Genomic DNA, 11730 nt, shown 5'->3' on the forward strand with positions numbered 1-11730 from the left:
AGACACCAAAAGAAGAAAGTCATGAATAATACTGCGCTACACAACTCGATTTCGTTCCTTGCCCGGCTGAGGAGGCTTTTCTAATGACCGTCGTAAACCTATCGCTGAGTGAGATACATGATCTCGCACTAGAAGCATTCACCCAAAATGGATGCGACCCTCAAAACGCCGGGGCCCTGACCCGGACGGTTGTTGCTGCAGAGCGAGACGGGTCTCATTCCCACGGCTTGTTCAGAGTGCCCGGATATGTGGCATCCCTGCGTAGTGGGAAGGTCAACGGCGCCGCCGATCCGCAGATTTCCAACAAATCACCTGTAATTGTTAACGCGAATGGCGACGAAGGGTATGCCCCCTTAGCAATCGAGCGAGGTATTCCAGCGCTGGCGAAAGCAGCGAGTGAGTTCGGTATCGCAGTAATGACTCTTACCCACACGCATCATTTTGCGGCCCTTTGGCCAGAAGTTGAGGCATTGGCCGAACAAAATTTGGCAGGGATGGCTTGTGTAAGTTATATGCCAAATGTCGCACCTCATGGTTCAAACAAGCCCTTATTTGGTACCAATCCGCTCGCATTTGCCTGGCCACGGAAAAATAAACCACCATTTGTATTCGACATGGCAACCTCCGCAATGGCCGGCGGCGATGTTGCAATTGCCGCAAGAGATGGCCATTCGGTCCCCCTTGGAACCGGATTGGATGAAAATGGCAATGAAACCACCGATCCGGCAGCAATCTTGAAAGGCGTTTTGCTTCCCTTCGGAGGGCACAAGGGTTCTGCTATTGCAACGATGGTTGAACTCTTGGCGGCTGGTGCGACCGGTGAACGGTTTAGCTTTGAAGCGCAAGATGCCGACAACGGTGATGGTGGCCCTCCCCGTGGGGGAGAGTTTTTCCTGGCATTTTCGCCATCACTACTGGCCGGTGAAGGTTGGGAGGACCATTGCGAAAAGTTTTTTGACAAATACGAGGCAATTCCGGGATCGCGTCTGCCGGGCGCAAGGCGCCACAACAACCGCAATGATACAACCAACCGTGCCGTAGACGCGAAACTTATCGCCACAATTCAAGAGCTTTGTAGTCGTCCCGATTCGTGAATCAGGCACAAGATCGCCATTTGGTTGCCTGAGTTACCTTTTAGAGCGTGTCGCGTTTGATCGCGTTCACCCGCCCGATACGCAAGTATCGGGCACGCGTCCGCCCACCCGGGCGAACGCCCAGCACTGTAAGCGATACTTGAACTGCGACTCCTATTGGCGTTGAAGGTGATTGACGAATTGAAAGTTAATCGATTAACTTATGAGCATTAAGCGTTCCAGAACATGGGATTCGGCATTGCCCACATCAGCGTTGAAACTGGCCGGTTCCACGAACTGGGTGCCAAATGGGCACCCGTGCCATAAAGGAAAAGAATGCCATGAGGTACTCAGGACTAAGAGTCATCAGAGAGGCCTTGAATGGCCAAAGAGGTTGGAAGCCTGCTTGGCGCAATCCGGAACCCAAGCCCAATTACGACATCATTGTCATTGGCGGCGGAGGCCACGGGTTGGCCACTGCACATTACCTGGTGACGAAATATGGTGAGAAAAGCATCGCAGTGGTCGAGAAAGGCTGGATTGGGTCCGGCAATGCTGGGCGTAACACGACAATTGTGCGTGGTGACTACACTTTGCCTCCAAATACCCGCTTCTATGATCACAGTGTTGGCCTGTGGGAAAAGATGGAGCGGGAGTTGAACTTCAATGTCATGCACTCACAGCGTGGCTTGCTGTTCCTGCACCACAACGACTCAGAGAGGGACGACCACTATCGCAAAACCAACATCATGCGGATGCAAGGCACAGATGGCGAGATTTTGGGGCCTGAGAAGCTGCGCAAGATGTACCCCTCGATGAATTTCGACGGACGTTTCCCTATCACGGGTGCCTATCTTCACCGGCGCGGTGGCACCGCCCGCCATGACGCAGTGGTCTGGGGATATGCGCGGTCGGCCGACAGGCGCGGAGTAGATATCCTTCAAAATTGCGAAGTGACGGGGTTCCGGATTGAGCAAGGTAAGGTCCTGGGGATTGAGACAACCCGCGGGTCCATCGGCGCAAAGAAGGTTGGTGTCTCGGTAGCTGGAAATACCAGCCGAGTGATGGACATGGCAGGCATTCGCACCCCAATCGAAAGCCATGTTCTTCAGGCTTTCGTGTCTGAAGGGCTGAAGCCCATCATTCCCGGCCAAGTCAATTATGGCGCAGGTCACTTCTATATTTCGCAGTCGGACAAAGGCGGCCTGGTTATGGGAGGCGACCTGGATCAGTACAATTCCTGCGCGCAGCGGGGCAACCTGCCGGTCTTTGAATCGGTGATTGAAGCCGCTGTGACCTTGTTCCCAATGCTGTCGCGCGCTCGTCTTTTGCGGGCATGGGGCGGTTTGCAGGATATGTCCATGGATGGCCATGCGGTGATCGACGAAACGCCGATCAAGGGTCTCTATTTGAACGGCGGCTGGTGCTACGGCGGATTCAAAGCAACTCCCGCAGCCGGCGAATGCTTTGCTCATCTTCTAAGCACCGAACAGCCGCATAAACTTGCCAAGCCCTATCGTCTTGACCGGTTCCGGACCGGTTACCTGCTTGATGAAAAGGGCCAAGGCCCGAACCCCAACCGGCAGTAAGGAGCGGTCAAATGATTATCAATCACCCTCTTTTGGGGCCGCGTGACCGGCAGGAATTCACCTATCTCGGTGATGCTTGCCTGATTGACCGTCCCGGCTGGCAGGCCGAGGACGCGATGGATCAGTTTTTCGAATACGTCTACCTGCGTGATGATCCAGCCGGGGAGCACCGCGAGCTTTGGTATCACGAGCATGGCGACCGCTCGTGGTTAGTCGTAACACGCAACACGGTGACGCATGAAATCACTAATGTCGAACTGGCCAGCGATGTGGCCCGCAAGAAGGGGCGCAGCAAATGACCCAATCCAACCGTTTGAATGGCGGCCTGATCAACCGCGGAAAGCCACTGAACTTTAATTTCGATGGGCGTGCCTATCAGGGGTATGAGGGCGACACGCTTGCGTCTGCCCTGATGGCCAATGGCGTGCGTTTTCTGGGTCGATCGTTCAAGTATCACCGTCCGCGTGGTATCTTCACCGCTGGTTCCGAGGAGCCAAACGCGCTGGTCGAATTGCGCAGTGGAGCCCGGCAGGAACCAAACACACGCGCTACAGTAGCGGAGCTGTACGAAGGGCTGGTTGCTTGCTCACAGAACTACAAGGGCAGCTTACGTTACGACCTGCTTGCCCTGAACGATTTGTTCTCGGATATTCTGAGCGCCGGTTTCTATTACAAGACGTTCATGTGGCCGGCGGCTTTCTGGGAGAAAGTCTATGAACCCATCATCCGCTCAGCTGCAGGCCTTGGTCGCCTGTCTGGGGAAGATGACCCGGATGAATATGAAAAGGGCTTTCTCCATTGCGATCTGCTGGTGATTGGGGGTGGGCCCGCTGGCCTGATGGCAGCACTGACCGCGGGCCGTGCAGGCGCAAACGTCATCCTCGCGGATGAAGATTGCCGTTTTGGCGGGCGCCTGAACGTCGAACAGGAAGATGTCGGCGGAAAGCCTGCGGTCGAATGGGTTGAGCAGGCTGTGGCCGAGCTAACCGCGATGGACAATGTGCGCATGATGCCGCGAAGCACGGCGATGGGGGCCTTTGACCACGGGATTTACGGTGTGGTCGAGCGGGTGCAGGACCATCTGCACACCCCTGTGGAAGGCAAGCCGCGGCAGACATTGTGGCGGGTATATTCCAAGCGCGCGATCCTTTGTGCCGGGGCAACCGAGCGTCCAATTGTTTTTCCGGACAACGACCGTCCGGGGGTGATGCTGGCAGGATCGATGCGGGCCTATGCCAACCGCTGGGCTGCGACGCCCGCGCGGATGGTGGCGGTCTTCACCAACAATGATGATGGCCATCGCACTGCGGTAGACCTGATGGCAAAAGGTGTTGATGTCACAGTTATCGTCGATGCCCGGCTGGATGCGCCGACACTGACGGGTGTGCGACTGATCAGTGGCGCGCATGTTATCGGCACCAAGGGGCGGCATGGCCTGAGCAGCATCCGGGTCCGTCAAGCGGATGGCCGCGAGGAAACGCTAGCCTGTGGCGCCCTGGGTGTGTCTGGCGGCTGGAATCCCAACGTCCACCTGACCTGCCACCAGGGCGGCCGGCCTGTCTGGAATGAGAGTATTGCAGCTTTCGTTCCCGACCAGAACATCCCAGTTGGCATGTCGGTGGCGGGGGCGGCCAAAGGCCTGTTTTCGACTGAAGACGCATTGCGCAGCGGGGCGGAAGAAGCCGTGGCTGCACTGCAAAGCCTGGGTATCGCCGCCAGCGCATTGAAGCTGCCGCGCGCCGTTAACAGCGCCTATAACCTCCAGCCACTTTACCATGTGCCCCATGGCAAGGGCCGGGCTTGGCTGGACCTGCAGAACGACGTGACCGTCAAGGACGTTAAGCTGGCACATCAGGAGAACTACCGATCGGTCGAGCATCTCAAACGCTACACTACTCTCGGCATGGGCACTGACCAGGGCAAGACCGCTAACGTCAATGCTTTGGCAATAATGGCCGAGCTGACCGGCAAATCGATCCCCGAAACGGGAACGACAATTTTCCGGCCGCCCTATACACCGGTTGCACTGGGCACAATCGGCGGGCGTACGGTGGGCAAACACTTCCACCCGACGCGCGAAACCCCGACTGACAAATGGGCCAGGGAACACAATGCGCCCTTTGACACTGCTGGCGACTGGATGCGGGCGCGTTGGTTTCCGCAGCCGGGCGAGACCCATTGGCGCCAGTCCGCTGACAGAGAGGCCTGTAACGTGCGCAAGAATGTGGGCATCTGCGATGTGACCACACTGGGAAAAATCGACGTTCAGGGCGCGGATGCCGCGTCATTCCTGAACAGGGTCTATGCCAATGGATTTGCCAAGCTGGCAGTGGGTAAGGTGCGCTATGGCATCATGCTGCGCGAAGATGGCGCCTGTTACGATGACGGCACCGCTGCACGATTGGCGGAAGAACACTTCGTCATCACGACCACAACAGCCAATGCCGGGGCGGTTCTGAGAAACATGGAATTTGCCCGTCAATGCCTGTGGCCGGACATGGACGTGCAGCTGATCTCAACCACCGAGGCCTGGGCGCAGTTTGCTGTTGCCGGACCGAAATCGCGCGAACTGCTGCAGAGGATTGTGGATTCCGAGTTTGATATCTCAAACGAGGCATTCCCGTTCATGGCCTGCGATTCCGTGACGCTGTGCGGCGGCCTGAGGGCACGTCTGTTTCGGATCTCATTCTCGGGCGAGCTGGCCTACGAGCTGGCTGTTCCCACCCGTTATGGTGATGCGCTGTGGCGCCGAATGCTAGAGTTGGGGCAAGATCTTGGAGTAGCTCCCTATGGTCTTGAGGCGCTCGACATCATGCGCATTGAGAAAGGCCACCCGACGGGTCGCGAACTCGACGGCAGGGCCACCGCACTGATGCTGGGTATGGGGCGCATGGTATCCCGCAAAAAAGACAGCATCGGCAGTACACTGGACCAGCGGGAGGGGCTGACTGATCCCAATGGATTGCGCCTTGTCGGCCTGAAGCCCGTGAACCAAAGCGAAGTGATAACCGCCGGTTCCCAGTTGGTGAATGAAACTGCGCCTGTTCATATCGACAGCGAACAGGGGCATGTGACATCAGCCTGTATCTCGCCACATCTGGGGCACTCCATCGGAATGGCCTTTCTCAAAGGCGGTGATCAGCGCATGGGCGAGATTATCCGCGTAGTCGATCCCGTGCGGGGAACCGATGTAAAGGCTCAGGTCATTCCCACACATTTCTTTGACCCGGAAGGAGGGCGCCTGCGTGCTTGATCTTCAATCCATCACCCCGCTTTGGGGAGAAACGCCGCGTGTCGACCGATTCAATGGGCTGACAATCACTGAGGTTCCGAACCGGGCGCTTGCCTCGCTTGCATTGCGTAGGGGGCGCGAAGACGAAGGCCGGAAAGCGGCCGAGGCCATGCTGGGATTAGCTTTGCCTGCGGTCGGGAAGCACGCCGCAGCGGGCTCATACGCGGCTAGCTGGTTTGCGCAGGATCAGTGGCTGATCTCCGCAGAAATCCCGGAGCATGAACTTATGTCCTACCAACTCGCGGATGCCGTGGAGGGCCTAGCCTCGGTAACAGAGCAAACAGACGGCTGGTGCCGTTTTGATCTGGAGGGTGCGTGCCGGGGTGTGTTTGAACGTTTGAGCGGCGTCAATCTGGCTGCGATGGAGCCCGGGAGCGCCACACGCGCGCTGCTGGAGCACCTTAGCTGTGTGATCATCTGCTTTGAAACTGCCAGCCACTACGCGGTTCTTGGCCCGCGCTCTTACGCGCGCTCTCTGCACCATGCTTTGGAGACTGCCGCCCGTTCGGCCCTTTGAAATATCGGCTTACTTTCTGAACTAACCCGCCGCTACTGCGACCGCGGCGGAACCACGTACAGGAGACTTCCCATGACAACTGCTTGATCTTTTGGCCCTAGGTACCAAAGCTTAGGGTTAACCACGCAGTTGTCCAGTTTCGGCTTCGTCCGCGACTTGTGAATTCCACGTGTGATTCTCGCTGCAGCCTGTATGAATGACCGTTGCTTCCGCTGCATAGCGGCACCGAACTTGTTGCTCACTTGGCATTCCTGACGCTGCGAGTGCAAGCAGCGAGAAAATCCAAGGAACAGGTTGGGCTCCAAGCCCGGTTTCGCTGCCGGTGACACGAACTACGGCTGCTGAACTGCGAATGACTGCGTATCGAACCAAACGGCGTAGAATCAAGAGTATGGCCCTGGTGGCGAACGCCCGCTCCAGTGAGGTCTGAAGGCCGACGCATTCTGCACTGGCATTCGACGGCTCCGAGCCCATGGCGGACCTTTTTTCCCTTACGACCACCGACAATAGGTAAGGTCGGAAGCGCTCGTTCATTGCGCCATTCATTCCAGCGTGCCATCTGTTGGTGCCGCGACGATTTCGGATGGCCTCTGCCTACGGTCTGTTGCTTCATAGTTTTGCAAGTGCAGGAGTGATCATGACGTTTTATGACCGCAAAGACGCCGCCGCCGTCTTTATCCTGCGCCTAGGGCTCGTGTGGTTCATGTTTCTCTGGGCCGTCCACAAGATCATTACGCCCCAGCAATATCAAAACTTGGCCAAGAATATCGACGGGGTCGAGATGTCCTTTTCCCAGATATACGCCGTGGGATGCGTTCAAATTGCACTTTGTTTGCTGGCAGCTCTGGGCGTTTTTCGCGTTTTCAGCTATGGCGGTCTTGCGGCGATGCATTTCTTTACCATCACCCGACAATGGGAGCGATACCTAGATCCCTTTGCTCTGAACGACCGCGGCTTTCCAATCAACCGAAACCCAGTGATCGCTCTTGCGGCGATGGCCGCGTTCGTCGCGCTTCTGCTCCTGATTCACCGCGATCACTTCAGCATCGGAGGCTGGCTGCGGCGCCACGCAGGCGCCCGTTGGTGGTATTAGGATCTGACTTCTAGAAAAGGTAACCGCCCCATAAAACCATCCATTTGGCGAGATTGAGGGCGTGCCGAGATCGGCTTTGTCCGCCACCTTTGAGTTCGAGTGCGAACACTTGCTGCGGCCAGCACGAACAACCGGTCCGGCCGCCATGTGGCGGCGCTGAAATTCTTGCATCTGCGACGAATTTCCTACCGCGAGCGCACGCAGCGAGAATTCAACACTTCTGCTGTGCGCGTGAAGTGGTTGTTCTCTGCACGTAGGATCAATGGCGGCTACGGCTCTTAAAGCATGCGATAGATGTGCCTAGCGACATGCAAGCGTTAAAGATTACCCGATGAGAAAAGCCGCCTGCTGGCGGCCTTTCCTTCCTTCGCAGATTGTTTCTGGACACTATGGCAGCCATTGCTTATCGCCATCAGTGAGGCCGTACCACTGAAGCTCTACAGTTCTTTGATATCTCGCATCAACTCGTTGGTGAGCCTTGTGAAGTAGTTCTACACTGCCCGTCTCAACTAAAATCCGGCCCACTCGTGATACCACCGAAGACCCGGGGAGTTTCTTGTTGTCCTCAGTCTGGGCATCTATCATCTGCGCGCCTCGGTTGATTTCCGCAACGTGCTTGTTCAGCTCGATTTCATTCATTTTTTACACCTTATCCTTGGTCGCTGCTTTAATTTTCTTGTCTGTGTTGTACTGACTCAGCGAGTACACGGCCCAAATAGCGGCCGGAATCCAGCCAATAAGCGTCAATTGCAGGAGCAGGCAGAAAAAGCCCTGAAATGGTCGCCGGATCGTGAAGAACACGACGAAGGGCAGCACAATCGCTAAAATTAATCTCATCTCTAATAACCTTTAGTTTGTTAGACCGCTGTAATGCCACATATGGGATTAAACAGAGATTTAGATAAACTGCACCCCCGTCAAGCGGGGGCGCTGCTGCCTGGTCGCGTGGTTCTCATCTTATCCATCGCCATATCTTTCGCTGACCGGCTTTTTCGTTTCGCTACGGTGCGCTGCGCATCAAAAGCAGCCTGAAGTTCCTGATCTTTTTCCGAAACCTCTTTCACCGGTGCAGAGGCCGGTTTCGCATCAGCCAGCGCCTTTGCTGTGTCTCTGGCTTGCTCTGCAGCCAGATCGAGGTGGGTTCCTTTGATCTTCGGACTTTCACCACCCAAGAACTGCATGAAATAGGGATCTTCAAAGTACCGGATTTTGTTTGCGATCACCGGCATCCTGCCTTCGCGGATCAGCACAACCTCATTTTCAGGCAATCGGCCAACGTGTTCCGGCCGGAGCAGGCGAATGCCTTCCTCGCGTTCCGATATGCTGCCCATTTCCATTTTGCCGAGCGCCCGAGACTTCGACTTGCTCATAACTGTTTTGTCCCCGATGGACCTGGACACATGTTCACGCACCTCAGAGTCCTCGGAGGCCGCAAACATCTGCGTTCCGGCGTTTGCCAGCATCGCCCGTACACCTTCATGCCCATAGATGTCCTGCAGGCGTGACAGCGTTTGAGAAATCACGATGATCCGACCGCCGAACGATCGCATGGTGTCATACGCCTCAACGACGCGCTCAAGGTGGCCGAGACGCTGAAACTCATCGAGCAGCATCAAAACCTTGAACGGCTCATCTGGGCCCGGTTCGTGGGTTTCGATTGTGTTCACCAGATCGAGGAAGAACAGGCGAATGAGTGTCCGGAACTCTTTGACCTTTTTCCCCGGCACAGAAAAGTAGATCGAGGTGGGGCGCCGACGCAGATCCTCAAAGTTGATGTCATTGCCCTGCGTAGCTCTTGCTACAGAAGGGTTGCGCCAGAGCTGAAGGCCGGAGTTGTTCATAACCGAAATCGTTGACCGCAGGATTTTGGATTCTTCGGCTGCAAGATTCAGAAACTCATCTGCTGCCCGGGCATAGCCCACTTCTTCGGCCATCTTTTCGTAATCCTTTTGCTTGGTCGTTTTAACCAGGCGCAGGATCTCGGAAATGTACGGACGGTTCCGCTTGATTGCCAACATCGCCATTGCGCAGAACATGCCCTCGACGCCGCCCAAAAAGCCCTGAGCGGACGAGCTGGGCGTGTCGAACATCTGCGTTGCGACCTGAATTACTTCTTCCCAACGCCGATCCAGATTGTCTGCGCGAGCTGCGCGCCTCAGCGGGTTATAGCTGTGGCTTTTCTCCGGATTCTCAGGGTCGAACACAAAGACCTCATCCCCCATTGCTGCCCGCCGTGCGCCGGTCGCTTGGAATATCTCGCCTTTGATGTCCAGAACAACGCAGGAGCCGTTGAAACGCAGAATGTTGGGGATCACAAAGCCGCTTGTTTTACCCGAGCCAGACGGAGCAATGAACATCGCATGTGGTTTCTGTACGCTTGGACCGGGCTTATAGAAAATCGCGTTCTTCTCTTTTGGTGGGCCGAACTTGGCAAAAACGATTTCACTGTCCAGCTTAGATTTCAGCTTCAGCGGTGCCGCGTATCCTTCTGTTACGAGCTGAGGCGCTTTCGCAAAAACGGCATCCCCGTATTTGGTCGAGGGGCCGCGCAGAGCAGCGGCCACAAACGCAAATGTCAGAACGCAGACGGCCACAACAGCCACAAGCCCGATGACCTGTTGTTCTTCTGCAGGCCGTGCCATGAACTTTTCCGGTATCGCCCAGATGTCCAGCCCCCGGAAGCCTTTCGTGTTGAGGTATTCGATAACCAGACCGACTACCAACACCGCACAGGCCGAAGTAGCGATAAAGCCCATTGTGCCGGCTATCGCTACCTTCTTGCCTTTTGGGAGATCCTGAAACTCAGCCATCCGTCAGCTCGCGTTTAAAGAAACACACGATACCAAACTCGGCAGGCACGACGCCGACCATCTCCCAACCGTCTTGCCCAAGCTCCGCAAACTTCACGCTTGCTTTTTCCTCTACCCGCATCAAGACATTACGATACTCAAATTTTTTCATTCTATTTCTCCTTCAGATAAGTTGGTCAGCGGTCATCAAGGGCGGGAAAATCACGCCGTTGACCTTCCGCTCGTCTCCGATTTTCTTCATGTGAACGATCATGTGAATGGTGGCTCTAATGTCATCAACCACCTCTGACTTTTGGACAGTCGGAGATCCGCGCCGCACCATTTTGCTCATCCGTCCGATGGCATCGACAGGTGAGTTTGCGTGCATGGTGCAGACAGATCCGTCATGGCCGGTGTTCACCAGTTCGAGGAACATATTCGCGTCGTCGCCTCGGATTTCACCGCAAACCAGCCGATCAGGCCGGAGGCGTAGCGCAGATTCAAGCAGCTTGGTTGGGGATCGAGGCCCGTTGTCCTCGGAACGATCAGCAAGCAAGCCCACGAAGTTCGGCTGCTCGATGTCCAACTCTGCCACTTCCTCAATTGTCACGATCCGTTCGCCTGGATCGGCGCGCTTCATCATCGCATTCAAAACAGTTGTTTTGCCCGACGATGTACCGCCAGCAATAATCACGTTCCATTTGCTCTGCATCGCGAGGTCGCCCAACTCGTCAAAGCTCATTGTTCCGGCAGCGAGAGCCTGCCGCGCATTCCCGAGCGCGCTGTGATCGTTGTTTTCTGCCAATGCGGCCTCTTTGCTGGCAAAGCTGAACGCGCCCAGGTCAACGCTTTTCACGCGGAGCAGGCGGATCGCAACGGACCCCACGCCGGTTGTCGCAGGTGGGATAACAACCTGCACCCGAGCTTTGCCCTCCCTTGTCGGGACATTGGCCGTCGCAATCGGCTTCTTTTCTCCGAAAGTCACGTCGCTGAACCCAGCCACACACCGCCCGATATTGCCAACATCATCCTTGGTCAGAGTGATGTTTGTCTTGGTCATGTGGGTTGTGCCCATTTCCTCAACCCAGACCGTTCCGTCTGGGTTTACGGAAATTTCGCTCAGGTTTTCGTCATGTAACAGATGCTCGATCTGTTCGGTGTAGTATTCCAGAAGGCCATTGCCGTTTCGCCCGCTCATATTTTTTCCTTGTTATTGGCGTCAAAAAAGGCCGCTACCGCAATCAATTGTGCGGGGAGCGGCCGGAAAGGCCGACGATACGGCCGCCTCAATGGTTCTGTCTTGTCTGACGTCAGCACCAATGGGACAGTTTAGGTTGATTTGATAAGAGAGGGTTTCTGGCTCATCGTAACCGCCAA

11 protein-coding genes are annotated in these 11730 nt (G+C 55.9%); 6 read left to right on the forward strand and 5 right to left on the reverse strand.

What is annotated here, in order from left to right; all coding sequences use genetic code 11:
- Positions 1 to 83 precede the first annotated feature (83 nt).
- From AC2FJB_RS21485 to AC2FJB_RS21510, 6 genes are all read left to right on the forward strand, one after another.
- Complete coding sequence (locus AC2FJB_RS21485; protein WP_142638792.1) at positions 84 to 1094, forward strand: Ldh family oxidoreductase; 1011 nt, start codon at positions 84 to 86, stop codon at positions 1092 to 1094.
- A gap of 320 nt (positions 1095 to 1414) precedes the next feature.
- On the forward strand, positions 1415 to 2662 hold the full coding sequence (locus tag AC2FJB_RS21490; protein WP_142638794.1) for a sarcosine oxidase subunit beta family protein: 1248 nt from the start codon (positions 1415 to 1417) through the stop codon (positions 2660 to 2662).
- An 11-nt stretch (positions 2663 to 2673) separates the two neighbouring features.
- On the forward strand, positions 2674 to 2961 hold the full coding sequence (locus AC2FJB_RS21495) for a sarcosine oxidase subunit delta (RefSeq protein WP_142638796.1): 288 nt from the start codon (positions 2674 to 2676) through the stop codon (positions 2959 to 2961).
- Positions 2958 to 5915: a sarcosine oxidase subunit alpha family protein gene (locus AC2FJB_RS21500; RefSeq protein ID WP_142638798.1), complete on the forward strand. Its 2958-nt coding sequence runs from the start codon at positions 2958 to 2960 to the stop codon at positions 5913 to 5915. The genes AC2FJB_RS21495 and AC2FJB_RS21500 overlap by 4 nt, the downstream gene beginning before the upstream one ends.
- The gene (locus AC2FJB_RS21505) at positions 5908 to 6471 is read left to right on the forward strand and encodes a sarcosine oxidase subunit gamma (protein WP_142638799.1); all 564 of its coding nucleotides are present in this window, start codon (positions 5908 to 5910) and stop codon (positions 6469 to 6471) included. The genes AC2FJB_RS21500 and AC2FJB_RS21505 overlap by 8 nt, the downstream gene beginning before the upstream one ends.
- A 637-nt stretch (positions 6472 to 7108) precedes the next feature.
- Complete coding sequence (locus tag AC2FJB_RS21510; protein ID WP_246097265.1) at positions 7109 to 7564, forward strand: hypothetical protein; 456 nt, start codon at positions 7109 to 7111, stop codon at positions 7562 to 7564.
- A gap of 387 nt (positions 7565 to 7951) precedes the next feature.
- On the opposite strand, the gene AC2FJB_RS21515 is transcribed toward AC2FJB_RS21510, so the two are convergent.
- The 5 genes from AC2FJB_RS21515 to AC2FJB_RS21535 form a co-directional block, all read right to left on the reverse strand.
- A complete protein-coding gene (locus tag AC2FJB_RS21515; RefSeq protein WP_142638801.1) occupies positions 7952 to 8203 on the reverse strand; it encodes a hypothetical protein in 252 nt (83 codons plus the stop codon).
- 3 nt (positions 8204 to 8206) lie between these two features.
- A complete protein-coding gene (locus AC2FJB_RS21520) occupies positions 8207 to 8401 on the reverse strand; it encodes a YqaE/Pmp3 family membrane protein (protein WP_142638803.1) in 195 nt (64 codons plus the stop codon).
- 80 nt (positions 8402 to 8481) lie between these two features.
- Positions 8482 to 10374, reverse strand: a complete 1893-nt coding sequence (locus AC2FJB_RS21525) for a type IV secretory system conjugative DNA transfer family protein (RefSeq protein ID WP_142638805.1) — start codon at positions 10372 to 10374, stop codon at positions 8482 to 8484.
- Positions 10367 to 10525 carry a hypothetical protein gene (locus AC2FJB_RS21530; RefSeq protein ID WP_170591513.1) on the reverse strand — a complete coding sequence of 53 codons (159 nt, stop codon included), beginning with the start codon at positions 10523 to 10525 and terminating at the stop codon, positions 10367 to 10369. Before AC2FJB_RS21530 ends, AC2FJB_RS21525 begins: the two co-directional genes overlap by 8 nt.
- 12 nt (positions 10526 to 10537) lie before the next feature.
- On the reverse strand, positions 10538 to 11551 hold the full coding sequence (locus tag AC2FJB_RS21535) for an ATPase, T2SS/T4P/T4SS family (RefSeq protein ID WP_142638807.1): 1014 nt from the start codon (positions 11549 to 11551) through the stop codon (positions 10538 to 10540).
- Positions 11552 to 11730: the final 179 nt, after the last annotated feature.

It is taken from the genome of Ruegeria sp. CDSC085, assembly GCF_059610465.1.

Coding starts and splice junctions, on each gene's coding strand:
- AC2FJB_RS21525 (WP_142638805.1), bottom strand. CDS start 10,374: ATGGCTGAGTTTCAGGATCTCCCAAAAGGCAAGAAGGTAGCGATAGCC.
- AC2FJB_RS21515 (WP_142638801.1), bottom strand. CDS start 8,203: ATGAATGAAATCGAGCTGAACAAGCACGTTGCGGAAATCAACCGAGGC.
- AC2FJB_RS21485 (WP_142638792.1), top strand. CDS start 84: ATGACCGTCGTAAACCTATCGCTGAGTGAGATACATGATCTCGCACTA.
- AC2FJB_RS21490 (WP_142638794.1), top strand. CDS start 1,415: ATGAGGTACTCAGGACTAAGAGTCATCAGAGAGGCCTTGAATGGCCAA.
- AC2FJB_RS21530 (WP_170591513.1), bottom strand. CDS start 10,525: ATGAAAAAATTTGAGTATCGTAATGTCTTGATGCGGGTAGAGGAAAAA.
- AC2FJB_RS21535 (WP_142638807.1), bottom strand. CDS start 11,551: ATGAGCGGGCGAAACGGCAATGGCCTTCTGGAATACTACACCGAACAG.
- AC2FJB_RS21500 (WP_142638798.1), top strand. CDS start 2,958: ATGACCCAATCCAACCGTTTGAATGGCGGCCTGATCAACCGCGGAAAG.
- AC2FJB_RS21510 (WP_246097265.1), top strand. CDS start 7,109: ATGACGTTTTATGACCGCAAAGACGCCGCCGCCGTCTTTATCCTGCGC.
- AC2FJB_RS21495 (WP_142638796.1), top strand. CDS start 2,674: ATGATTATCAATCACCCTCTTTTGGGGCCGCGTGACCGGCAGGAATTC.
- AC2FJB_RS21520 (WP_142638803.1), bottom strand. CDS start 8,401: ATGAGATTAATTTTAGCGATTGTGCTGCCCTTCGTCGTGTTCTTCACG.